General features: G+C 56.1%; 23 protein-coding genes. 8 read left to right on the top strand and 15 right to left on the bottom strand.

Going from position 1 to position 24,153, the window contains the following annotated elements:
- Positions 1 to 224: 224 nt before the first annotated feature.
- The 3 genes from H1D41_RS11340 to H1D41_RS11350 are packed head-to-tail and all read left to right on the top strand — an operon-like array spanning position 225 to position 2,661.
- Entirely contained in the window at positions 225 to 1,166 is a 942-nt protein-coding gene (locus H1D41_RS11340; protein ID WP_228849012.1) for a bifunctional riboflavin kinase/FAD synthetase, read from the top strand.
- Positions 1,163 to 1,612, top strand: a complete 450-nt coding sequence (locus H1D41_RS11345; RefSeq protein WP_228849013.1) for a YcgN family cysteine cluster protein — start codon at positions 1,163 to 1,165, stop codon at positions 1,610 to 1,612. The genes H1D41_RS11340 and H1D41_RS11345 overlap by 4 nt, the downstream gene beginning before the upstream one ends.
- Positions 1,612 to 2,661, top strand: coding sequence for a threonine aldolase family protein (locus tag H1D41_RS11350; RefSeq protein ID WP_228849014.1), 1,050 nt, complete (start codon positions 1,612 to 1,614; stop codon positions 2,659 to 2,661). The genes H1D41_RS11345 and H1D41_RS11350 overlap by 1 nt, the downstream gene beginning before the upstream one ends.
- A 31-nt stretch (positions 2,662 to 2,692) precedes the next feature.
- On the opposite strand, the gene H1D41_RS11355 is transcribed toward H1D41_RS11350, so the two are convergent.
- The gene (locus tag H1D41_RS11355) at positions 2,693 to 3,484 is read right to left on the bottom strand and encodes an alpha/beta fold hydrolase (RefSeq protein ID WP_228849015.1); all 792 of its coding nucleotides are present in this window, start codon (positions 3,482 to 3,484) and stop codon (positions 2,693 to 2,695) included.
- A gap of 35 nt (positions 3,485 to 3,519) precedes the next feature.
- On the bottom strand, positions 3,520 to 4,119 hold the full coding sequence (locus H1D41_RS11360; RefSeq protein WP_228849016.1) for a 2-hydroxychromene-2-carboxylate isomerase: 600 nt from the start codon (positions 4,117 to 4,119) through the stop codon (positions 3,520 to 3,522).
- A 123-nt stretch (positions 4,120 to 4,242) separates the two neighbouring features.
- Here H1D41_RS11360 and H1D41_RS11365 point away from each other — a divergent pair, with 123 nt between their 5' ends.
- Positions 4,243 to 5,265: a ribose-phosphate pyrophosphokinase gene (locus H1D41_RS11365; RefSeq protein ID WP_228849017.1), complete on the top strand. Its 1,023-nt coding sequence runs from the start codon at positions 4,243 to 4,245 to the stop codon at positions 5,263 to 5,265.
- A 389-nt stretch (positions 5,266 to 5,654) separates the two neighbouring features.
- On the opposite strand, the gene H1D41_RS11370 is transcribed toward H1D41_RS11365, so the two are convergent.
- The 8 genes from H1D41_RS11370 to H1D41_RS11405 form a co-directional block, all read right to left on the bottom strand.
- Positions 5,655 to 6,005: an H-type lectin domain-containing protein gene (locus tag H1D41_RS11370; RefSeq protein ID WP_228849018.1), complete on the bottom strand. Its 351-nt coding sequence runs from the start codon at positions 6,003 to 6,005 to the stop codon at positions 5,655 to 5,657.
- 138 nt (positions 6,006 to 6,143) lie between these two features.
- Positions 6,144 to 6,548, bottom strand: a complete 405-nt coding sequence (locus tag H1D41_RS11375) for a F0F1 ATP synthase subunit epsilon (protein WP_228849019.1) — start codon at positions 6,546 to 6,548, stop codon at positions 6,144 to 6,146.
- An 11-nt stretch (positions 6,549 to 6,559) separates the two neighbouring features.
- Positions 6,560 to 7,984 carry a F0F1 ATP synthase subunit beta gene (gene atpD, locus H1D41_RS11380; protein ID WP_228849020.1) on the bottom strand — a complete coding sequence of 475 codons (1,425 nt, stop codon included), beginning with the start codon at positions 7,982 to 7,984 and terminating at the stop codon, positions 6,560 to 6,562.
- 17 nt (positions 7,985 to 8,001) lie between these two features.
- Complete coding sequence (locus tag H1D41_RS11385) at positions 8,002 to 8,874, bottom strand: F0F1 ATP synthase subunit gamma (protein ID WP_107495739.1); 873 nt, start codon at positions 8,872 to 8,874, stop codon at positions 8,002 to 8,004.
- 19 nt (positions 8,875 to 8,893) lie between these two features.
- Positions 8,894 to 10,432 carry a F0F1 ATP synthase subunit alpha gene (gene atpA, locus H1D41_RS11390; RefSeq protein WP_228849021.1) on the bottom strand — a complete coding sequence of 513 codons (1,539 nt, stop codon included), beginning with the start codon at positions 10,430 to 10,432 and terminating at the stop codon, positions 8,894 to 8,896.
- The gene (locus H1D41_RS11395; protein WP_228849022.1) at positions 10,432 to 10,998 is read right to left on the bottom strand and encodes a F0F1 ATP synthase subunit delta; all 567 of its coding nucleotides are present in this window, start codon (positions 10,996 to 10,998) and stop codon (positions 10,432 to 10,434) included. The genes atpA and H1D41_RS11395 overlap by 1 nt, the downstream gene beginning before the upstream one ends.
- Positions 10,999 to 11,934: 936 nt before the next feature.
- Positions 11,935 to 12,777: a class I SAM-dependent methyltransferase gene (locus H1D41_RS11400; RefSeq protein ID WP_228849023.1), complete on the bottom strand. Its 843-nt coding sequence runs from the start codon at positions 12,775 to 12,777 to the stop codon at positions 11,935 to 11,937.
- 187 nt (positions 12,778 to 12,964) lie between these two features.
- Positions 12,965 to 13,627, bottom strand: coding sequence for a DUF938 domain-containing protein (locus H1D41_RS11405; RefSeq protein WP_228849024.1), 663 nt, complete (start codon positions 13,625 to 13,627; stop codon positions 12,965 to 12,967).
- Positions 13,628 to 13,710: 83 nt separating this feature from the next.
- On the opposite strand from H1D41_RS11405, the gene gloB reads away from it, so the two are divergent.
- A complete protein-coding gene (gloB, locus tag H1D41_RS11410) occupies positions 13,711 to 14,481 on the top strand; it encodes a hydroxyacylglutathione hydrolase (RefSeq protein ID WP_228849025.1) in 771 nt (256 codons plus the stop codon).
- A gap of 208 nt (positions 14,482 to 14,689) precedes the next feature.
- Positions 14,690 to 17,017 (top strand): ATP-dependent Clp protease ATP-binding subunit ClpA, encoded by a 2,328-nt coding sequence (gene clpA / locus H1D41_RS11415; RefSeq protein WP_228849026.1) that lies wholly within the window; start codon positions 14,690 to 14,692, stop codon positions 17,015 to 17,017.
- A gap of 65 nt (positions 17,018 to 17,082) precedes the next feature.
- Here clpA and H1D41_RS11420 read toward each other — a convergent pair whose 3' ends face one another.
- On the bottom strand, positions 17,083 to 18,762 hold the full coding sequence (locus tag H1D41_RS11420; RefSeq protein ID WP_228849027.1) for an ABC transporter permease: 1,680 nt from the start codon (positions 18,760 to 18,762) through the stop codon (positions 17,083 to 17,085).
- A 117-nt stretch (positions 18,763 to 18,879) separates the two neighbouring features.
- Between H1D41_RS11420 and H1D41_RS11425 the strand changes: the two genes are divergently transcribed.
- On the top strand, positions 18,880 to 19,758 hold the full coding sequence (locus H1D41_RS11425; protein ID WP_228849028.1) for a hypothetical protein: 879 nt from the start codon (positions 18,880 to 18,882) through the stop codon (positions 19,756 to 19,758).
- 18 nt (positions 19,759 to 19,776) lie between these two features.
- On the opposite strand, the gene H1D41_RS11430 is transcribed toward H1D41_RS11425, so the two are convergent.
- Positions 19,777 to 20,037, bottom strand: a complete 261-nt coding sequence (locus H1D41_RS11430) for a DUF2312 domain-containing protein (RefSeq protein WP_107495730.1) — start codon at positions 20,035 to 20,037, stop codon at positions 19,777 to 19,779.
- Between the two features lie 134 nt (positions 20,038 to 20,171).
- Here H1D41_RS11430 and H1D41_RS11435 point away from each other — a divergent pair, with 134 nt between their 5' ends.
- Entirely contained in the window at positions 20,172 to 20,387 is a 216-nt protein-coding gene (locus H1D41_RS11435) for a hypothetical protein (protein ID WP_228849029.1), read from the top strand.
- Positions 20,388 to 20,397: 10 nt separating this feature from the next.
- Here H1D41_RS11435 and H1D41_RS11440 read toward each other — a convergent pair whose 3' ends face one another.
- The 3 genes from H1D41_RS11440 to H1D41_RS11450 are packed head-to-tail and all read right to left on the bottom strand — an operon-like array spanning position 20,398 to position 24,046.
- Positions 20,398 to 21,480 (bottom strand): DUF1513 domain-containing protein, encoded by a 1,083-nt coding sequence (locus H1D41_RS11440; protein WP_228849030.1) that lies wholly within the window; start codon positions 21,478 to 21,480, stop codon positions 20,398 to 20,400.
- Between the two features lie 2 nt (positions 21,481 to 21,482).
- Positions 21,483 to 22,505, bottom strand: coding sequence for an imelysin family protein (locus tag H1D41_RS11445; RefSeq protein WP_228849031.1), 1,023 nt, complete (start codon positions 22,503 to 22,505; stop codon positions 21,483 to 21,485).
- Between the two features lie 35 nt (positions 22,506 to 22,540).
- Positions 22,541 to 24,046, bottom strand: coding sequence for a di-heme oxidoreductase family protein (locus H1D41_RS11450; protein ID WP_228849154.1), 1,506 nt, complete (start codon positions 24,044 to 24,046; stop codon positions 22,541 to 22,543).
- Positions 24,047 to 24,153: the final 107 nt, after the last annotated feature.

Consider the following 24,153-nt stretch of genomic DNA (forward strand, 5'->3'; position numbering starts at 1 on the left):
TTTCTGCGGGAAACTACGCGTCTTGCATGCGCTCTTCTCCAGGCGCGGCTTCTGACTTTTGTCATTCTTAACTCCTGTTTTGGTGGTTCAGCAGCCACGGCAATACAGGATGGGAACTGCGTACATTCTCATGCTGCCTGATGTCAACGAAATGGCACCAAAACCCACAAGATCTCCGCGATGCACCTCTTGCACCGGGGCGCATTGCGGGCTAGGCCCTTGGCATGAGAATTATCCGAGATACCAGCTTTATGGCGCCTGAAGATGGCGGCGCCTCCGTTGCGATTGGCAACTTTGACGGGGTGCATCTGGGTCACCAGGCGGTGATTGATATCGCGCGTGCAAAGGCCACCAGCCTGAACTGCCCGCTGGGCGTTATGACCTTTGAACCGCACCCGCGTCAGTTCTTTGCACCAGATGCGCCGCCCTTCCGTCTGATGAATGCACAGGCGCGCGCGCACCGGCTGGAAAAGCTGGGCGTGGAACGTCTGTATGAGCTGAACTTTGGCGGGGCGCTGGCGGAACTATCGGCTGAGGAATTCGCCCGTGATATCATCAGCGGTGCGCTGGGACTGCGCCATGTGGTTGTCGGGGCAGATTTCTGCTTTGGCAAAGGCCGCAGTGGCAATGTGGAAGACCTGCAACGCTTTGGTGCAGAATTTGGATTTGAGGTAACCGTGGCCGAACTTGTCAAAGATGCGAAAAGCGAATTTTCATCCACCAATATCCGGCAGGCTCTGAGTGATGGCCGCCCCGGTGATGCGGCGCGTATGCTGGGCCACTGGCACCGGATGGAAGGCGAAGTCATTCGCGGGGATCAGCGCGGGCGTGATCTGGGCTTCCCCACCGCCAATATGTCAATCGACGGACTGCACCTCCCGAAATTCGGTGTTTACGCGGTGGAGGTCGACGTGATCGACGGCCCTCATGCCGGACAATATCATGGCGCGGCCAGCATGGGCGTGCGCCCGATGTTCGGGGAAAACCTACCGAACCTTGAAACCTTCATCTTTGATTTTCAGGGCGACCTTTATGGCTCCAACATCTCGGTCGCATTGGTGGAATATCTACGTCCCGAGGAAAAATTCGACAGCCTCGATGCGCTGATTGCCCAGATGGATGCGGATTGCACCCGCGCCCGCGACATTCTGAAAGCCCTGCCATGAGTCTGCGTGAAAAGTTCTGGGAGAAATACCCGTTCGACAAGCTGACCGCCGGAGAATGGGAAGCGCTGTGCGATGGCTGCGGCAAATGTTGTCTGAACAAACTGGAAGATGAAGACAGCGGCGTTGTTGTCTTCACCCGCGTCGCCTGTCGTCTGCTCGATGATGAAACCTGCCGCTGTTCACAATATGAAATCCGCCGTCAATTCGTGCCGGAATGTATCGTGTTGACGCCAAAGACCCTACCCGATGTGTCCTATTTCATGCCCTACAGCTGTGCCTATCGCCGCTTGCATGAAGGGCGCGGGCTGGCCGACTGGCACCCGCTGGTTTCCGGCGATCCCGAAAGCGTCCATAAGGCCGGGATTTCCATGCAGGGGCAGACTGTCCCGGAATTTGAAGTTCCCGAGGAGGAGTGGGAACATTATCTGATTGAGGAGCAACTCTGATGTATTTCGCCTCTGATAACGCGGGCCCCGTGCACCCGAATGTGATGGCTGCGCTGGAAGCCGCCAATGACCATTACGCCATGCCTTACGGGGCGGACCGTATCAATCAAGAGGTCGTGAAACGCATCCGTCAGATGTTTGATGCTCCGGAAGCGGCAGTCTACCTGGTGGCAACAGGCACGGCGGCGAACTCCCTTGCTCTGGCGACACTTTCCAATCCCTGGGAGACGGTTTTCTGTTCCCCAATGGCGCATATCCATGAAGATGAATGCAATGCCCCGGAATTCTACATGGGTGGCGGCAAGCTGACGCTGGTGCCTGCTATGAATGCCAAAATGACGCCGGACGCCCTGCGCGCCAGTATCGCCAAAGAAGAAAGCCGCGGCGTACACGGCCCGCAACGCGGCCCTGTGTCGATCACCCAGGTCACGGAACGCGGCACAGTTTACAGCATTTCTGAAATCCGGGCGCTGACAGCTGTGGCAAAAGAATACGACCTGCCTGTGCATCTGGATGGCGCACGTTTCACCAATGCGATGGTGTCGCTTGGGTGCAGCCCGGCGGATATGACATGGCGCGCCGGTGTGGATGCGGTCAGCTTTGGCGGCACGAAAAACGGACTGATGGGCGTGGAAGCCGTGATTTTCTTTGACCCGAAGCACGCCTGGGAATTTGAGTTGCGCCGCAAACGTGGCGCGCATCTGTTTTCCAAGCACCGCTATCTGTCAGCCCAGATGATGGCTTATCTGGCAAATGATCTCTGGGTGGAACTGGCCAATTCTGCCAATACCAATGCCCGCCGCCTGGCCATGGGGCTGCGCCAGTCTGAACATGTGCGCTTTGAATTTGAAACCGAAGCCAATATCGTTTTCGCCAGTTTCCCCCGTTCCGCCCATAAACGTCTACAGGATGCCGGGGCGCTTTATTACGTCTGGAACGATGATCTTGAAGGCGAAGATCCCGATGAAATGTTAATGGCCCGCATGGTCTGTGACTGGTCCATCAGTGACGCGCGCATTGATCGATTTGTCGGACTTGTAAAAGGCTGACCACATTCCGGGCCTGAAAGCCCGGATTGCTTCACAGCCCCATTAGGTCCTGCACAAGTCCTGCAACCACGTCCGGATGTGTGATGGGCACCATGTGACCTGCACCGGCAACCACATGTTCCCGGATACTAAAGGCCTTTTCCAGTTCCTGATGGATCAGGGTGATATCCGCCGGGGAATGTTCGCCGCGAATGATCTGTACCGGACAGCGCAGGCCCAGTAGGCGTTCCGGCGCGAAATGACCATCTTCGTCAAAATAGATCGTATGCCAGCTGGCCGGGATCAGGTGGATGCATTGCGTAATATATGCGCGCTGGTTCTCTGGCAGGTCTTCCCAGATCGTGCCATTGCCCCAGAGGTTGGTGAATTGCCGTGCGGCTTCTTCCCGCTGGCCCGCATCGATCAAAGCTTTCAGAGGTTGTGCCAGAGCGAAAGACTTAGCGTGGGCTTCTGTTCCCTTCAGCATGTAAAACAGCACCGGTTCAATCAGGGTCAGGCTGCGCACACGATCCGGGTTTTCCAGTGCCAGGCGCAGGGCCACCGTGCCCCCAAAGGAATGCCCGATCAAATCCAGCGGACCATTTGCCGGGAACGCGCCCAGGGCAAATTCTGTGGCCTGATCGTGCAGGGGGCGGCTTTCATCCCAGGCAGGCGATCGGCCGTGCCCCGGGTGATCTGTTGCAACCATATGCAGGTCAGCTTCCAGGTGCGCCGCCAGCCCTTTCCACGCCCCGGAATGGGCGTTACCGCAATGCAAAAGCAACGCTTCGCGCGGATTACCCGCGCCCCATTCACGCCAGTAGGCATCTGTTGGTAATGTCATTGGCCGGATCCCTGATCAGTCTCCGGCCGTTGATGTCAGAGTTTGCCGGACAGGTGAAGGTCCAGATCTTCCAGTTTGTCATGTCCCCAGAATAACGTCCCGTCATCCAGCACATAGAACGGTGCCCCAAAGACACCGGCCTCGACTGCGTCCTCGAGGTTACGCGCATAGGTTTCCGCGCCGGCAAGGAGACCGCTGTCGGCAAGCGCGGCATCAAAGCCGGCGCCTGCAAGGCAATCCCGGATCACATCCTCATCGGCGACGTTTTTCTCTTCCGCCCAGCAGCCCGTCAGCACGGAATGCACAAGCTTGCCCATATCCCCGCCACCGGCGTTTTGCGCCGCGATAATCGCATAGGAAGACGGCGCCATATTGGTTGGGAAATGCGCGGGCTGCATGTTCATATCCATCCCGGCCTTTTTCGCCGCGCGCGCCAGTTCCTGGCCCCGGTAAGCAATCCGGTTCGGGTGGCGATCTTTGGGGGGAACACCACCGGTGCGGGCAAAAAGCGCCATAATGTCCAGCGGTTTGTAAGTCACAGATGCACCGTGCTTTTCTGCAATCGCTTCAAGCCCTTCCCCCGCGAGGTAGGTGAAGGGGGAAATTGTCGCGAAGTAGTAATCGATATGGGCCATTTGGGCACGCTCTCCTGTCTGAATCGGCAAGTCTTGCTGTCTTTTCTTTATTTGAACCTAGCGCGGTGGTAAGCGGTGTCACGTCACGATTCTGTTACGATCTGCGCCAACCAGGACCTCATCATGCCCACACCCACCTCTGAGCCGAAACTGATCGCCGGTAACGCCAACCAGCCCCTTGCCAAGGCCGTTTCCCGCCGCATTTCTATGCACCGCGGTCAGCCGATCAATCTGCTGGATGCCCGCGTTGAACGCTTTAACGACGGCGAAATCTTCGTCGAAGTTTATGAAAACGTCCGCGGCGAGGATATGTATATTATCCAGCCGACGTCAAACCCTGCCAATGACAACCTGATGGAACTGCTGATCATCGCGGATGCCCTGCGTCGCTCATCCGCAGATCGCATCACCGCTGTGATCCCTTACTTCGGCTACGCCCGTCAGGACCGCCGCGCCAAGGCCCGCACACCGATCTCTGCCAAGCTGGTTGCCAATATGCTGGTCGAAGCCGGTGTGGAACGCATCCTGACGCTGGATCTGCACGCAACCCAGATCCAGGGCTTCTTTGATATTCCAGTCGACAACCTCTACGCGTCCCCGATCTATGCGCTGGACGTACAGCATCACTTCAAAGATCAGATGGAAGACATCATGGTGGTGTCCCCTGATGTGGGTGGCGTCGCCCGTGCCCGTGATCTGGCGCAACGTATTGGCGCGCCCCTGTCTATTGTGGACAAACGCCGTGGTAAGCCGGGTGAAGTGGCTGAGATGACCGTGATCGGTGATGTGAAAGACAAAGTCTGCCTGATCATCGATGACATCGTGGATACCGCTGGCACGCTCTGTAAGGCGGCTGAGGTCTTGATGGAGAACGGTGCGAAGGAAGTGCACTCTTACATCACTCACGGCGTTCTGTCGGGTCCTGCGGTGGAACGTATCACCAATTCTGTAATGAAGAACCTGGTGATCACGGATACCATAGAGGCAACCGAGGCTGTGAAAGCCGCGCCAAATATCCGTATCGTTCAGACGGCACCGATGTTTGCCCAGGCGATTATCAACACCTGGAGCGGCACCTCTGTGTCTTCCCTATTTGACCACCAGACACTCGTGCCGCTGTATGAAGGGCACTATTCTCTGGGCTAACCCCGGGCGCATAAATTGCAAAAGCCGGTGTTTCACGACACCGGCTTTTTTATTGGGCAGCACAAATGCCGGTGCAAAGCCCCTGCCCTGCCCGGTCGCTGCTATATCTGTCAGGTATGGTGATCGTGCCGTTGGTAAAATGGCGGCGCCGCCCATACGGAGAATGAGACCGGGATGGTTAATCCCGGCGAGGAAGCTTATTTCGCCCGGTATTTTATCGGGCCTCGTTCCGTTTATGGTTCCCGGGCCTTGTGGTCCGGGTGTGATCGATCAGGCAAGACTATGCCGCCCACATCTTGAGAAATCATAAGGGGGGCGTACGGTGGTTACCCAGGAAATTTCAGATCAGAGAAAAAGCGAGACACCCCTGCAAGGGCGCAACGCGCTGATCAGTAAAGATCCCATTCTTCTTCATGGCCCACGGGACCAATTGCCAGCCAGGACGCACGGATCCGGGCCACGCGGGAATCGCCCCAGGTGCGGAACACCAGTTCAAATCCGTCACGGGTAATTTTTTCAGCCTGAAGATCGCCACGCAGATTTGTTTTGCTGTCTGCATCCCACATGGTCATGTTCACCTGGACCACTGGCGTTGCATTAAAACGCTGAGAGAACTTAACCTTGTGACGGCTCTGGCGTGGCCCCTGGCCTTTCCACATTTCGCCATCATGTTCGAAATCAGAGAACATCACCTGCTCTCCGGTATCAATCCCGGTCATATGGCTTTCAATTTTCAACATGGAATCAATTCTCACTCGCTCTCAGATAACAAATACAGCGAATTTCCTTTCTAAACAGCAAAAAGCCCCACAATCAGGCGGGGCTTTTAAGAATTTTTTTCCCCGTGACGTTTAGTCAACGGTCTGCCGTGCTACAGATCAGGCGGAAAGGCCCAGTTCTGCACCCATAGCAGTCAGGTCATTCAGACGCTTGTCAGCCACATCGCGGCCGGTGTCAGACGCCTGATCACGATCTTCTTTTGCTTCCGCGATAAGCGCAGCAAAAGCATCCTGTGTCAGGTCAGACGCCGGAATTGCCTGTTCAGCCAGCACGGAAGTCGCGCTGGCAGACACTTCGGCAAAACCACCGGTTACAGCGAATGCCTGCGTTTCACCACTGCCCTGGATCTTGAGGATACCAGGACGCAGAGTGGTGATCAGCGGGGCGTGGCCGGCCATTGCGGTGAGGTCACCCTCGGCCGCCGGAATCTGAACCTCAGTGGCTTCCAGAGAAGCCAGGTTCTTTTCCGGTGAGACCAGATCAAATTGCATTGTATCGGCCATGCGACCCTCCTTTAAGCGGCGTCAGCAGCCATTTTTTCGGCTTTAGCGATCACTTCGTCGATGCCGCCAACCATATAGAAGGCGCCTTCTGGAAGGTGATCGTATTCACCGGCTACAACAGCTTTGAACGATGAGATTGTATCTTCCAGTTTCACCTGTTTGCCGTCGGCACCGGTGAAGACCTTCGCCACGTCGAATGGCTGGGACAGGAAGCGTTCAATCTTACGCGCACGGGCAACGGTCAGTTTGTCTTCTTCAGACAGTTCGTCCATGCCGAGAATCGCGATGATGTCTTGCAGCGATTTGTAGCGCTGAAGGATCTGCTGAACGTCGGTTGCAACTTTATAGTGCTCGTCACCAATGATCAGTGGGTCCAGAAGACGTGATGTGGAACCAAGTGGGTCCACCGCAGGGTAGATGCCTTTTTCAGAGATGGAACGATCCAAAACTGTTGTCGCATCCAAGTGCGCAAAAGACGTCGCAGGTGCAGGGTCGGTAAGGTCATCCGCAGGAACGTAAACGGCCTGAACGGAAGTAATGGAACCGGATTTGGTTGAGGAAATCCGTTCCTGCATCGCACCCATGTCGGTTGCCAGTGTTGGCTGGTAACCCACAGCGGAAGGAATACGACCCAGAAGCGCGGATACTTCGGAACCAGCCTGTGTGAAGCGGAAGATGTTGTCCACGAAGAACAGAACGTCAGAACCGGATTCGTCACGGAATTGTTCCGCCAGCGTCAGGCCGGACAGAGCAACACGCATACGCGCACCGGGAGGCTCGTTCATCTGACCGTAAACCAGAGCAATCTTTGAGTCAGGCAGGTTATCAGGAACGATAACGCCGGATTCGATCATCTCGTGGTAAAGGTCGTTACCTTCACGTGTACGTTCACCCACACCCGCGAATACGGATACACCAGAGTGCACTTTCGCGATGTTGTTGATCAGTTCCATGATGAGAACGGTTTTACCCACACCCGCACCACCGAAGAGACCAATTTTACCACCTTTGGTGTAAGGGGCGAGAAGGTCGATCACTTTGATACCTGTTGTCAGGATCTCAGTTTCAGTGGACTGCTGGTCGAACGCTGGCGCTTCACCGTGGATCGCACGGGTGCCGGTTGCTTCAACAGGGCCCTGCTCGTCAACTGGTTCGCCAGTTACGTTCAGAATACGACCCAGAGTGCCCGGACCAACTGGTACGGAAATAGGCGCGCCTGTATCTTCTACCGCAGCGCCACGAACCAGACCTTCGGTCCCGTCCATCGCGATGGTACGCACAGTGTTTTCGCCAAGGTGCTGGGCAACTTCCAGAACCAGTTTCTTACCATTGTTGCTTGTGGTCAGTGAGTTAAGGATGGCCGGCAGGTCATCTTCAAACTGAACGTCAACAACGGCGCCAATCACCTGGGTGATTTTGCCTTTTGCATTTGCCATGTTTTCGTCTCCGATCTCTAGAGCGCTTCCGCGCCCGAAATGATTTCAATAAGCTCGTTTGTGATCACTGCCTGACGGGATCGGTTGTACTGAATGGTCAGTTTGTCGATCATATCGCCTGCGTTGCGTGTCGCGTTATCCATAGCGGACATACGCGCACCCTGTTCAGAGGCGCCGTTTTCAAGCAGAGCCGCGAAGATTTGCGTGGCAACGCCGCGCGGCAGCAGATCCGCAAGGATTGCTTCTTCTTCTGGCTCGTAATCATAGAGCGTTGCTTCTTCACCCGACACATCTTCAAAAGATGCAGGGATGATTTGTTGTGCGGTCGGGATCTGGCTGATCACGGACTGGAAGCGGTTATAGAAGATGGTCGCCACGTCAAATTCGCCCGCATCAAAGCGGTGCAGAACGTCACGTGCGATGTCATGCGCATTGGCATAACCCAGGTTTTTAACCTCAGAGAGGTCAACATGGTCGATCATCAACTCGCCGAAGTCACGCTTCAACTGTTCACGGCCTTTTTTACCGACAGTCAGCATCTTCACAGTTTTGCCGGCGGCCAGCAGCTCGGAAGCTTTTGCGCGCACCAGTTTAACGATGGTTGAGTTGAAGCCGCCACAAAGGCCACGTTCAGACGTCATTACCACCAGAAGATGGACCTGGTCTGCACCAGTGCCCGAAAGCAGTTTTGGTGCAGTATCAGACCCGCCGACGGAAGCCGCCAGCCCACCCAGAACCGCATTCATGCGATCTGCGTAGGGGCGACCCGCTTCGGCTGCTTCCTGTGCCCGCCGCAGCTTAGCTGCGGCGACCATTTGCATAGCCTTCGTGATCTTACGAGTGTTCTTGACACTCCCGATCCGGTTTTTCAGGTCCTTCAGGTTTGGCATTTAAATATCCAGTCCTGGTTTAAGCGAAGTCAGCTGCGAATTCGTCCAGCGCGGCTTTGATCTTGTCAGCAAGCTCACCTTTAACCTTACGGTCATTTTCGGTGATGTCTGCCAGAAGGTCAGCGTGCTTGGAACGCAGGTGGTTCAGCATGCCTGCTTCATAACGGCCAACGTCGGAAACTTCGATTTTGTCGAGGTAACCATTGGTGCCCGCGTAGATCACGCAAACGATTTCAGAGTTGGTCAGCGGGGAATACTGCGGTTGTTTCATCAGCTCAGTCAGACGTGCGCCACGGGCCAGCAGCTGCTGGGTTGCGGCGTCAAGGTCGGAACCAAACTGAGCAAACGCTGCCATCTCGCGGTACTGAGCGAGGGACAGCTTAACCGGGCCAGCCACAGAGGACATAGCTTTGGTTTGCGCAGAAGAACCCACACGGGATACGGACAGACCGGTGTTCACCGCAGGACGGATGCCCTGATAGAACAGTTCGGTTTCCAGGAAGATCTGACCGTCGGTGATGGAAATCACGTTGGTTGGAATAAACGCGGAAACGTCGCCGCCCTGGGTCTCAATAACTGGCAGAGCAGTCAGGGAACCGGAACCGTTATCTTCGTTCAGCTTGGAAGAACGTTCCAGCAGACGGGAGTGAAGGTAGAAAACGTCACCTGGGTAAGCTTCACGTCCAGGTGGACGACGCAGCAGCAGGGACATCTGACGATAAGAAACCGCTTGCTTGGACAGGTCATCATAGATGATCAGTGCGTGCTTGCCACTGTCACGGAAGTATTCCGCCATGGAAGTCGCAGCATATGGTGCCAGGAACTGCATTGGTGCAGGGTCAGAAGCAGTCGCAGCAACAACGATTGAATAGTCAATCGCGCCGGATTCTTCCAGTTTCTTCACCAGCTGTGCAACGGTGGAGCGCTTTTGGCCGATCGCAACGTATACGCAGTACAGTTTCTTGGAATCATCATCGCCAGCAGCCTCGTTATAAGACTTCTGGTTCAGGATGGTGTCGAGCGCGATAGCTGTTTTACCAGTCTGACGGTCACCGATGATAAGCTCACGCTGGCCACGGCCAACAGGGATCATCGCATCAACAGATTTCAGGCCGGTTGCCATTGGCTCGTGCACAGATTTACGCGGGATGATGCCCGGCGCTTTCTGGTCAGCGATGGCACGCTTTTTGGTTTTGATCGGACCTTTGCCGTCGATCGGGTTACCCAGACCGTCAACAACACGACCCAGCAGTTCTTCACCAACTGGCACGTCCACAATCGCGTTGGTACGCTTAACTGTGTCGCCTTCTTTAATGTCACGGTCGGAACCGAAGATAACAACACCTACGTTGTCAGCTTCAAGGTTCAGCGCCATGCCGCGGATCCCGCCAGGGAATTCGACCATTTCACCAGCCTGGATGTTATCCAAACCGTGTACACGCGCAATACCGTCACCAACGGAGAGCACGCGGCCCACCTCGGCAACTTCGGCGTCCTGGCCAAAGTTTTTGATCTGCTCCTTAAGGATCGCAGAGATTTCGGCTGCCTGGATTCCCATTATCCGACCTCTTTCATTGAATTCTGGAGTGCTGCGAGTTTGGAGGCAACCGAGCTATCGATCATCTGCGAACCCACTTTAATAACAAGACCACCGATGAGTGCATCATCTACGGTCGCGTTGATTTTCACGTCTTTCCCAACAGTGCCTTTCAGCACTTTGGCAAGCTTTTCAGACTGCGCTTTGGTCAGAGCTTTCGCGCTGACAACATCCGCAGTCACTTCGCCCTTTTCTTCAGCAATCAGATCGCCCAGGGCGCTGATCAGCTGCGGCAGTACAAAAAGACGACGCTTAGACGCCATCAGCGCCAGCGCGTTTGCAACTGCAGGGGAAAGTTTCATTTTCTTGGCGATAGCGCCAACAGAGGCACCTTGCTCTTCGCGGGTATACACCGGCGAATTGATCAGATCGGCGAATTCGCCGCTTTCAGCAAGTGCCGCGCCCAGCGCGTCGAGGTCGCTTTCCAGCGCCTTCAGTTTCTTGCTTTCTTTGGCCAGTTCGAAAACCGCCGTGGCATAGCGGTTTGCAATGCCAGTTGATACAGAAGCAGATTCAGACACGTCCACCCTTCCGATTATTGGCCTGTGCCCCTTCCCGATGAGCCGGAGATCGCGCAGACAGCGTGAGGCGCGCCGGTTTCCCTGCGCACAAAATCGAGAGCGATGTAGCAGAGCAGACGCGTTGTCGCAACATGGTTTGCGCTATCTCTTGTGGATGGCTTTTACTTTTTGGGAAGATTTTCCGGGCGCGATGCCTGGGTGCGACGCTTTGACATGGGTAAAGCGTCAATTTGGCGATTTTCAGCAGTTTCCCTGCACATGGGCGATTCCCTTGTCGGGACCGATTGTTCTTTCACGGGATCCGAGCGTTTCTTATGATAGCAGCAGGCAACAGAAGGAAAGCCTGTGCAGGTTCTGATTTTACCCGGCCTTGATGGGCAAGCTGCGCTGCGCGCCGGTTTTATGGCCTGTCTCGCTGCATCATGTCCGACGGAATGTCTGAGCTACCCGGATCATCTGTCGGGTTATGATGATCTGTTTCCCATCATTAAGGCCAGGATGGCTGAAATTGATGAAGATTTCGTCCTGATTGCCGAATCTTTCTCAGGCCCTCTCGCCCTGCGCATTGCGCAAGACCCGCCTGCCGGTCTGAAGGGGATCATATGGGTTGGCAGCTTTATCTCTGCCCCGCGGCAGCTTCCGTCGTGGTTTGCTGATTTTGCCTGCATTGCCCCGATACACCGGACACCCTTCCGACAACTCATGAATGTCGCGGGATTTGGGCCTTATGGCTCAGCTGAGGCCCGAAATCTTTGTGCAGATGTCCTGCAAGGCCTGCCCGGCAAATCCATTTCGGCGCGCCTGAAAAAGATCCTCGCGCTCAGGACGACCCCGGCGCGTCACCCGCTGCGCATGCCCACCATTGCCCTTTGTGCTGATGAAGACCGGTTATTGCACAGACGCACGCGGCAGGTATTTGATGATCACGGCATACCAACCGAATTAGTCGCTGGTCCGCATTTTCTGCTGCAATCCTGCCCCGCTGAGATCGCCGGCCGTGTCCGCAGGTTTTGCGACACTCTCTGATGTCTCCCGCCCGATGGGCTTGACCTCTGGCGCGACCAGCCCTTCCAGCACGCGCAGAGGTTTGCGGGCACGGTCCACAAGCCCGGGCGGACGTGGGGCCAGCATTTGTTTCTTTACTTCCACCATAAGCACGCCACCAGCAAGCCATGGCGCGGCTTTGCCAAAACGTTCCCACAGGGTCGTGCTGCGCAGCCAGAAACGTTTGTCAGAGGGTGGCGCAAACAGGGCCGACATATGACGACCGGGTATGAAATCATGGGCTTTCAGCTGCCCCTCAAGCTGGCTGTTGCTGTAAGGACGGCCATAACCAAAAGGCGTACCATCGCGCCGCGCCCAGAGCCCGGCCCGGTTCGGCACAATAAAGACGGCACGCCCCCCGGGTCCCAATACGCGCCAGCATTCATCAAGCAGGGTTTTCGGGCGGTCTGATGTTTCAAGCCCATGCATCAGAACCAGTCGATCCACAGACCCTGTTTCCAGCGGCCACATGGTTTCTTCTGCCAGCACCGCAACGTTCTGTTCCCCCGCGGGCCAGGACATCACCCCCTGCTGCGCAGGCATAAGACCAGTGACCCGACGCGCGGTCGGCAGATAGGGCCGCAGCAGCGGAACAGCAAAGCCAAAGCCCACGATACTCTGTCCCTTCACATCCTCTGGTGACCAGAACTGTAACAGGCGATCCCGCACGCCTTTCTGCGCCGCCCGCCCCAGAAGGCTGCGATAGTAAAATTCACGAAGGTCGAGAACATCAAGGTGCATAGGTGGTCCGTCAGAAGATGTGGTTATCCCAGTCTAGGCCGTAGAGAAGGACAGGCGCAACAGGCAGTCACAACGCCGCACGAAAACCAGAAAACCAGAAAACCAGAAAACCAGAAAACTGGTATTCCCGCATTCCTTAAAGTCAAGGCGCAGCCAGGGGATCTTCAGCTGCCAGACAGCCAAAACTTCAGGAACAGGAAGATTTCACGGCATACAGGATCAGGTTATTCGCCGGCATCTGCCGTTCAGACAGATCCTTCAGCCCCGCAGCCTCCAGTCGCGACAGCACCCATTGCGAATCTTTATATCCAATCTCAGGATCCTGACTTTGCAGGCTGGAATGAAAAGACGCATCCCCTTCACTGCGGAATGCGCTGTTGTCAGAAAACGGCCCGTAGATCATCACCTGACCACCGGGGCTCAGAGCCCCCGCCATACCCGACAACACCGCCGCTGCCTGATCGTCAGAAATCAGATGCAGAAGGTTCACCACATAGATGAAATCATAGGTCTTCCCCAAGGCATCCCAGCCACCCACCGCATCCAGGCGTATCGCCTCACGCAGGTTCGCAAGCTTGGCCTCACGCCCCCAGGCCCCAACGCTGTCCAGGCGGTCATCTTCGACATCACTGGGCTGCCAGGTCAGATCCGGCCAGCGGGCGGCAAAAGCACAGATATGCTGGCCTGTGCCACTGGCCAGTTCCAGAACATCGCCCCGCTCTGGCAGAATCTGCGCCAGCACCTCCGCAATCGGTTCCTGATTGCGCGCAGCTGAGGGCGCATGCAGACGGCCATCGCCGGTCTGATCCTTCAGATGCGGACTGTCAGGCAATATCAGAGGTTTTTTCATGACGTCATCCTTTTACTGCCTCCTCTGTTGCACCTCCTGACGATTTGGGCAAGTCTGTCGACAAGGCTATAAAAGGATCAGATATGTCTCTGGAAATTGTCACCCTGCCCGCTCTTGCAGACAACTACTTCTTTCTGATCCACAATTCAGAAACCGGTGAAACCGCGCTAATCGACGCGCCCGAGGCCGCCCCCGTGAAAGCCGCCCTCGCGGAACGTCGCTGGCAGTTAACGCAAATCCTGCTGACACATCATCACTATGATCACATCGACGGTGCGGAAGAATTGCGCAGTGCGACCGGTGCCAAAGTTATCGGGGCAAAAGCCGATGCACACCGTCTGCCCGCGTTGGACCTGGAGGTTTCTGAAGGCGATCGCTTTGAGATCGCCGGAACGTCCTGCGAAGTCTTTGATGTCTCTGGCCATACACTCGGTCATATCGCTTTTTACCTGCCAGATGAAAAAGCCGTATTCACCGCAGACAGCCTTATGGCCTTTGGCTGTGGCAGGTTATTTGAGGGCACGCCTGAGGTGATGTTCGAAAGCCTTGCAAAACTCACTGCCCTGCCCGCTGACACCACGGTTTATTCTGGTCATGAATATAGTGCGGGCAACGGCACCTTTGCCTTATCTGTCGACGGGGACAATCCGGCCGTTCAGGCCCGGGTTGCAGAAAATGCACGTAAGCGCGATGCAGGAGAACCCACTGGCGTTTCCACATTGCAGCTTGAGCTGAACACAAACCCTTTCCTGCGCTGCCAGGAAAAAGCGCTGATCCGGGCAGCGGGTCTGGGGACAGATGCCGCCCCTGCTGCGGTCTTTGCTGAAATCCGGCGACAGAAGGATAACTTCTGAAACCACCGAGAAAGTGAGATCGCAACCAGACAGCAGAGGTATTTTCGGAAAAAATCACCCTAAAAACACCGAATGTGATGTAATTTGAACAAAAAGCACTTGTATCGCCCCGGATCACAACCGAACTTTAAGAGTAATGGACCATCCTGGGAAAGCACGCAGACTTCCTGCGCGCCCCATGGCCGGAAGGATAAGGAGCACAATCGCCATGCCTTCATTTTCTACGACGCTTGAGCAGTCTATTCACGCGGCACTTGCTCTGGCAAACGCCCGCCGCCATGAATTTGCAACCCTGGAACATCTTTTGCTGGCCCTGGTCGACGAACCGGACGCTGCCCGGGTCATGCAGGCCTGTGAAGTCAACCTTGATATATTGCGCGGCGAACTTCAGGATTTCATCGACGAAGAACTGACCGGCCTGATTACAGACATCGAAGGATCAGAAGCCGCACCGACAGCCGCCTTTCAACGCGTGATTCAGCGGGCCGCAATTCATGTACAATCATCCGGCCGCACAGAAGTGACCGGTGCGAATGTGCTGGTTGCTATCTTTGCGGAACGGGAAAGCAATGCGGTTTACTTCCTGCAGGCCCAGGATATGACCCGTTATGACGCGGTGAACTTCATCGCCCATGGCATGGCCAAAGACCCGGATTTTTCTGAAGACCGCCCGCTGACTGGCGCATCTGCTTCGGCAGAAGACCATGACGGGTTTTCAGGTACTGAGCCTGAAGAAAAAGAAACTGCGCTGTCCAAATACTGCGTTGATCTGAACCATAAGGCGGAAGAAGGCGAAGTCGATCCGCTGATCGGGCGGGAACACGAAGTCGAACGCTGCATTCAGGTTCTGTGTCGTCGCCGCAAGAACAACCCCCTGCTGGTTGGTGATCCGGGTGTTGGTAAAACCGCGATTGCGGAAGGGCTTGCACGTAAGATTGTTCAGGGTGAAACCCCTGAAATCCTCGCCGAAACGATCATCTATTCCCTTGATATGGGCGCACTTCTGGCGGGTACCCGCTATCGTGGTGATTTTGAGGAACGCCTGAAAGCAGTGATGACCGAGCTGGAAGAACACCCCAATGCCGTTCTTTTCATTGATGAGATCCACACCATCATAGGTGCCGGTGCCACATCCGGAGGGGCGATGGATGCATCAAATCTGCTGAAACCCGCACTGCAGGGCGGCAATCTGCGCTGCATGGGGTCCACCACCTATAAGGAATTCCGCCAACATTTTGAAAAAGACCGCGCGCTTGCACGGCGCTTCCAGAAGATTGACGTGAATGAACCCTCTGTCCCGGATACGATCAAAATCCTCAAGGGGATCAAACCCTATTTTGAGGAACATCACGACATTCGCTACACCCTGGATGCGATCAAATCCGCGGTGGAACTGTCCGCGCGCTATATCACCGATCGCAAACTGCCGGATAAGGCCATTGACGTGATTGACGAGGCAGGTGCCGCCCAGCATCTGGTGGCGGAAAGCAAACGTCGCAAAACCATCGGCACGAAAGAAATCGAAGCCGTGGTTTCGAAAATCGCCCGTATTCCGGCGAAGAATGTGTCAAAAGACGATGCCGAAGTGCTGCGCGACCTGGAAAAATCCCTGAAACGGGTTGTCTTTGGTCAGGATACGGCGATCGAAGCGCTGTCCAGCGCGATCAAACTGGCGCGTGCAGGCCTGCGTGAACCTGAAAAACCCATCGGGAACTATCTGTTCGCCGGGCCGACCGGTGTGGGTAAAACCGAAGTCGCCAAACAGCTGTCCAGCACGCTTGGTGTGGAAATGCTGAGGTTTGACATGTCCGAATATATGGAAAAACACGCGGTTTCCCGTCTGATCGGTGCACCTCCGGGCTATGTTGGTTTTGACCAGGGCGGTCTGCTGACCGATGGCGTCGATCAGCATCCGCATTGTGTGCTTCTGCTTGATGAAATCGAAAAGGCCCACCCGGATGTCTTTAACATCCTGCTTCAGGTTATGGATAACGGCCAGCTGACGGACCACAACGGGCGCACTGTGGATTTCCGCAATGTCATTCTGATCATGACATCAAACGCCGGTGCCGCAGATCAGGCGAAAGAAGCCGTTGGTTTTGGTCGTGACCGTCGCGAAGGCGAAGACACCGCTGCGATTGAACGCACCTTCAGCCCGGAATTCCGCAACCGTCTGGATGCAGTTGTAAGCTTTGCGCCACTGGGCAAAGACGTGATCATGAAAGTGGTTGAGAAGTTCGTTCTGCAACTTGAAGCGCAGCTGATGGATCGCAACGTGACCTTTGAACTGACCCCGGAAGCCGCCGAATGGTTGGGTGAAAAAGGTTATGATGCGAAAATGGGCGCGCGTCCTCTGGGCCGTGTGATCCAGGAACACATCAAGAAACCGCTGGCGGAAGAACTGTTGTTCGGATCGCTTGCAAAAGGTGGCGTTGTTCGGGTTGGCGTAAAGAAAGATGAGCTGGACCTGGAAATCCTGCCGCAGGAAGCCAAACAGCTATCGGGTAAGTCCCCGCGCCTGCTGACAGCTGAGTGATCCGTTTCACATAAAAAAGAAAAGGCCGCCCGTCACTGGGCGGCTTTTTTATTGCCTGCCGGAACTCAGCGGCTGGACCTTGCAAGCACCAAAACCGCGCAAAGCCCGGTCAAAATCACCAGCATTGCTGCGGGGGCCGCCTGTTCCAGGTTTTCAAGTGAGGCCTGTTCATACACACGGGTTGCCAGCGTGTTAAAGTTGAACGGGCGCAGCAGCAGGGTCGCGGGCAGTTCTTTTGAGCAATCAACAAAGACCAGCAGGACGGCCGTCGTCACAGACCCCCGGATCAGCGGCACATGCACGGATCGCAATACACCGCCTTCGGTACGTCCAAGGGAACGCGCGGCCATGGGCAGGCTTGGCGCAACACGGCCAAGCGCTGAATCCGCTGCCCCCTGGGCAATCGCGAAGAAGCGCACACAATACGCAAAGATCAGGGCGAAAGCCGTGCCCGTCAGCAGCAGCCCGGGATCATATCCTGTCAGGGCCAACACGCCATCCGCCAGCATATGATCAAGCCCCGCCAGCGGGATCAGAATGCCCACGGCCAGAACCGCACCGGGGGCGGCGTAACCAATCGTGGTGATCGGCATCAATAGCCGTGGCAGACGTCGCCCGCTGAGGCGGACACCATAGACCATAAACAGCGCCGCAGTTACAGTCAGCAGCCCCGCGCTGATACCAGTAAACAGCGTGTTCCAGAGTGCTGAAAACAGCGATGCATCCAACCAGAAATCATAATTTTTGAGACTGTGCCAGGAAATCACGCCCGCTGGCAGAACAAACCCGATGGCAAATGGCACAAGACAGAACATCATCGCCGCCAGGCCTCTGGTACCTTTCAGGCGTACCTGCGTCAGCGGGCGCGGATTACGGGCCGGGTTGTGATAGCGATGTTTGCGACGGCTGATCCGCTCGAACCCCAGCAGCAAAAGCACAAGCGTCAGAACCACACAGGCAATTTGCGCCGCCCCGCCGGCATTGTTGCTTTCCAGCCAGGTTGTGAAGATTCCGGTTGTCAGGGTCTGGACCGCGAAATATTCAACCGTGCCGAAATCAGCGACGGTTTCCATCATCACGACGGCACAGCTGGCTGCAAGTGCCGGGCGCGCCAACGGCAGACCCAGCCGGAAGAACCGCGCAAAAGGCCCTGCACCCAGGGCACGCGCCACATCATACCCGGCGGATGACTGTTCCCGGAAAGACGCCCGGCACAGCAGATAAACATAAGGATACAAGGCTCCGGCCAGCACGATGACAGCTGCGCCACGGGACCGGATGTCAGGGAACCAGTAGTCGCGCGATGTCGCCCATCCAAAGGTTGATCGCAACGCAGTCTGCACAGGTCCGGCATATTCCAGAAAATCCACTAGCGCATAAGCACCGACATAGGCCGGGATCGCCAGAGGCAGAAGCAAAAGCCATTCGAGAATTCCTGCGCCCGGAAAACGGTACATGACGATAAGCCAGGCCGTCGTAACACCGGTGATCCCGGCAAGTGTCCCAACGCTGAGCATCAGAAACAGCGTGTTTGAAAAATAGCGTGGCAGGGTTGTGTTCAGAAGATGTGGCCAGATGTTTTCGGTCGGGAAAAACGCCAGAAAAACCACGGCCAGAACCGGCAGCACAACACAGACTGCAATCAAAAATGCCCCAAGGGACCATCCTGATATACCGCGCCGCTTCCGGGCGGCCTGACCTCTGGTGGCTTTTTTTGCCACACCTGCGGGCTCTGCCTGTCTCATCAAAGGATCACCACCTTTTTTCCCTGATATTTTTGTGCTTATACTTGGCGCGTAATCGCCATGCCAGCAGAGTTTGATGAAATGGGCGACGGAAATTAATTGGGGCAATGGGTATATATGAAGATCGCTTATCACATTGGTGCGCATTCGGCGGATGGCGACAATCTGTTGCGGGGGTTGCTGAAAGACCGGGAGCGTCTTTCAAAAGGCGGCATTGCTGTCCCTGGCCCGGGAAAATACCGACGCAATCTGCGTGAAGTGCTGGCTTACGCCGAAGGTGGGAAGCTGAACAAAACTCAGGGGCAGGAAATCCTGAGCAACATCCTTGAAGATGGCAAAGCCGACAGGCTTGTTCTGTCAGCCCCTAACTTCATGGGGTTTCCGAAGTTTGCGGTCAGAGGCAACGTCTTGTATCCGGAAGCCCCTGCTCGTGTGGCCACGCTGGTGAACCTGCTTCCTGCGACTGATATTGAACTTCACCTGAGCATCAGTAACCCTGTGACCTTTGTACCAACCTTGCTGGAACAAAGTTCCGGCCCCGGAGACAGGGCAGAACTTCAGCAAACCGATCCACGCAAATTGCTCTGGTCAGAATTGATCGGGCGCCTGCGCCAGGCCTGCCCGAATGCACAAATGGTGGTCTGGTGTCAGGAAGACACCCCGCTGATCTGGTCTGAGGTGCTGTTGTCTGTCGCTGGCCTGCCTGCCAACGTGACCCCACTGCACGGCGCAAACGATGTTCTGGCCGAGATCATGACAAAGGAGGGATTGCAGCGGTATCAGGCCTATATGAAGGCCCGATCCCCCATGACGCAGCAGCAACACAGCGCTGTTGCCACCGCTTTCCTTGATAAATTCTCAGTGCCGGATGCACTTGAACAGGAAATCAATATGCCTGGCTGGGATATGGCTTTGATTGATGAAGCCACCCGAAACTATGAAGAAGACACGCAGCGTATCATTGCAATGAATGATATTGATGTGATCCTGCCCTGATCAGAGGGCAGGACTGCTTCAGTGCATGCCCAGTGCTTCTTTATACATTTCAAGCACGGCTTCTTCTTCCGCAATGTCATTTGGTTCACGCTTGCGCAGCGCGATCACTTTGCGGATGATCTTGGTGTCGTAGCCACGACCTTTGGCTTCGGCCAGCACTTCTTTCTGCTGTTCCGCAAGATCTTTCTTTTCGGCGTCAAGACGCTCGATGCGCTCAATAAACTGGCGCAGTTCATCCGCAGTCACGCGATAGCTGGAGTCGGCAGAAAAATCGTTCATAACAGCATCCTTTGTTTCGAGCCTCTGATTACCGCGCCTTTTCCGCCACCGCAAGCCCGTGCCGTACATCCGGTCAGCTTGCGTAATTCCCTGCCAGGCAGTAGAGGAGACAGCAAGTTCAAACGGAGCAAAATATGTCCTTCCTGATCTGGCCCGGCGCGGCCCTGTCCTTTCTTGGTCTCTGTGGCATCTTCTGGTGTATTTTCCGGGCGATGAAAGCCCGCAACGCTGGCCTGGAAGACGATGAACTGCGCGCCCGCCTGCAAAAAATCGTCGCGGTGAACCTGGGCGCACTGGGTGTGTCGGCGCTGGGTCTGATGCTGGTTGTGATTGGAATTATTCTGGGCTGATCCTGCGGGATCAGATTGCAATCAGATGATTGTCCCACTGCCGCGTATGTTGTGACAATTTCTGATACTTTCCGCTGGCATCAATTTCTGCGACTTCACCTGTGCCCGTGGTCACAATAAAACCAGTGCCTGTCGCGGGGGCTGCACCACAGACATCTTCCAGACTGTGCTGCGTCAGAAACGCGCCGTCCCGGTCAAAGATCTGCGCCACGCCGCCGCGCGGGGATGTGACCGCAATATGTGATCCATCGCCACTAAAGCTGACAGACCCGCCATAGGCCTGCATCTGCAAATGCTGCGTATCAGACGCCATAGCGAACTGCAAAGCCCCGCCCTGCCGATGGATCGCCAGCAAAGCAGGCGCATCAAAACGATCCCCCTGCCATTGCAACGCACAGGCCACCAACCCATCTGCATTCACGGCCAGATGCCGCAGGGAATTCATGTGATCCGCAACGGGTGGTTCAACCTGTTCCAGAAGATGGCCATTGGCAGTTATATAACTGAGGTTCGGACGCATATCCGGGATGTTCAGTTTCGCACGTCCTGTTTCCGGGTGGGTTTCGATCCCGCCATTCGCCACCACCAGCACATCCTGCCCGGGCAGCCGGGTGATTTCATGCGGGCCAGTGCCGCCGGACGAAAACGCGCCGACCCGGTCCCAATGCGCGCTGCGATCCCAGACACCAATGACACCTGTCCCGTTGTCGTAATCATTTTCAGGTGTGAACAGCAGATTTCCATCCTGCGAGAACACCCCATGCCCGTAGAAATGCCGTCCTTCCGGCGCTTCCAGCCGGGTAATTTCGCGACCTGCAAGGCAATCAATCACCAGGGCGAATGTGCCGGGACGGCGGGCAAAGGCGATGGCTTCGGGATGCTTTGGGTGGGCCGTCGCCGCATGGCCGCGTCCGGGCAGTGGAATACTGAAACGCCCTGCCCCGTCACGTGCAAGCCCCGCCAGATGATACGCCCCGTCGCTATCCCGTGCAGCCGCCAGATAGGCCGGATTGCCAGCTTCGGCCCATGACGTTGCAGGCACAGCGCCCGCAGCCATCATACCCGCCAGAAAACCGCGCCGCGTCGATTGCATGATCAGTCACCATCCAGTGCGTTGAAGCCGATCCCAACACCCATAGCCGGACCCAGTTCCATCACCAGAATTTCGCGCAGACGTTCCACCGATTGCTGAAGGATCTCGACCTTCAGGCGACCGGAAATCTCATCGACTGAGGCAAAGACCGGATCGTCGGGATTGGCAGCATGGCCAAGCGCCACTTCAAATTCCGCCGCGAACAGCGCCGCGATCGCAGGATGATCCGCGGACAAAAGCGCTGCCAGTTCAGAAAGTTCTTCAAGCGCGACAATCACCTGATGGCGGGACCGGTCTGACCGGTGCAGCTCTGCCCGGCGCGGACGCGGGCGGTCAAAGCTGCCCAACGGGCGACCAATACGGGTTTCTGCCGTGAACTGAAGCCCGGTCGACAAAGCCTTGAACAATTCCCGGAACACTTCTTCTTCATTGCGCCAGGCACTTTCTTCAACCGGGTTCAGCATCTGATCTGCGTACTCACTTTCCCAGTCACCCAGGATCACAGCGCTGGTTTCCACAAGACCATTGGCAATAGCCCGGATCAGGGCGCAGCGGTATTCTGGCGTGGCCTGTTCGGCATAGGCCGGATCATAAAGCAGGAATTCCAGCGCATAGAGCCCACGGGCCGCAACGGAAACTTCGGCAAATTCTTCCGGCGTGCCGACAGAAGGGTCAAGATCTGTCAGAATCTGGTTCAGGGCTTTGGCGGTTTTACCGCGCGGATCCGGCCAGAAGGCAATGGCAAAAGCACGCCCGTCAACCTCGGACGGACCAAAGCGCAGGTGGCTGACCCGTGTCCAGGCATCCATCATTCCGCCCCAGGCATCGCGCAGATCAGGATCGCTGGCGGCACAATGGCTTGCCGTCGCAAGCGACAGAGATTGTGCGTGATTGTGCAGGGCCTGATAGCCCGGCAGGATCTGATCCTGCACCGTGTTTTCAATAATCGTTTTCATGTCTGCCTGCGCGCCTGCAGGCAGCAACCCCATAAGCGCAAAAACAGCAGGTTTTAAAATACGGCGCATGGCCAATCCTTCATATCTACCCGCTGCCCCCAGGCCTACAGGCTTTCTAAAAATGCGATCAGATCCGCACGCGCATCCGGTTCCATAGCAACCACAGCATCCCGCATATTCTGCGCTTCGCCCCCGTGCCAGAGAATCGCTTCTAACAAAGAACGCGCCCGACCGTCATGCAGGAAGTATGTGTGCCCGGAAACCTGGCGCGTCAAGCCAATCCCCCAAAGCGGCGGCGTGCGCCACTCACGTCCCGTTGCGCGGGCTTCGGGGCGGTTATCCGCAAGCCCTTCACCCATATCGTGCAACAGCATGTCAGAATAGGGCCAGATCAGCTGAAAACTTTGTTCCACCTGATCTTCCAGACGATGGGTGACAAAAGCCGGTGTGTGACAGGAAATGCAGCCGGTTTCATAAAAGACCTGTTTGCCGCGCAGAACCTCTGGCGCATCCACGTTGCGCCGCGCGGGCACACCAAGGTTGCGACTGTAGAAGGTGACAAGTTCCAGCCCTTCAGAGTCGACTTCAAGGTTTTCACGGTTGTCCGGTTCCTCGCCATGCACGGCGTTGCGACAATGTTGTTGTGCTTCGGTGCATTCGCCCCAGCCACCAGGGAACAGCGGGTTCGAGATGCCGATATCACCGGCGAAAGCCCCCGCAGACTGTTCATTCACCGTCGCGGTGCCTGCCTTCAGGCCAAAGCGCCCAAGCATGGGCATGTCAAATTCACGGGACCAGACAATATTGGGGCGACCGGAAACACCATCACCATCCAGATCATCCGGATCCGCGTTTGCCAAGATATCCGCCGCTGGGATGGATTCCAGCAGGCCAAGGCCAATCATTTGCGGGGCAATACGCGGGCTGAACATCGCGTCAGGATGAAACGCCCCATAAGCCGGATCAGCAGGCGTATAGGTCGGTACACGCAGACTGGCGGTCTCACCGTTCAGTTGTATCTCACGTTCTTCATAGCTGATCTCAAGCCGGATTTCCGGATCATGTCCGGGCAGGGCCAAATCCTGAAGCTGGCTGCCATAGGTCGGCTCAGGCAGGGTCGCGAGATAACCTTCGATCTCTGCCATGCCTTCCGGCAACTCGTAACCAATCGGTGCAGGAATGGAGGTGCGCAGGAAGATTGAAACATTGCTGGTCTCACCCGCTTCCGGCGGATGGCCGCGCCCATCTTTCAGGTGGCACCGCTGGCAGGAACGTGCGTTGTAAAGCGGCCCAAGGCCGTCGGAGGCAAGCGTTGAGGCAGGCGAAGACACCCAGAGTTTGCGGAAAAACCCATTGCCGATCTTGAAGGTCAGCTCGTCCTCGAACGGCATATTGCCGGAGGATTGAGAAAAGGCATTGGCATCGCGGCGCGCACGCACCGTGGCAGCACCGGCGGAGTTCACTTCGAACCGGTTGGCTTCAGAGAAATCAGTCATTGGCGTGGTGACAGTTTCGATCCGGGCAGCTTCTGCCCCGGTGCGGGGAATGATGTTCAGGTGGGGTTCATCTGTAACGCCGGCAAAGGCGGATGAAGTTGCACTGATGAGCATGACTGTCGAAGCAACGCTCAGGGCTGTAACCGGCATGTTTCGCACGGGCACTGGCATCCTGTATCGGGGCATGAATTTCGCTTTTCTTTCTGGCTGTCACCTCGCGC

The organism is Halocynthiibacter styelae (assembly GCF_016123485.1).
GTDB lineage: Bacteria > Pseudomonadota > Alphaproteobacteria > Rhodobacterales > Rhodobacteraceae > Halocynthiibacter > Halocynthiibacter styelae.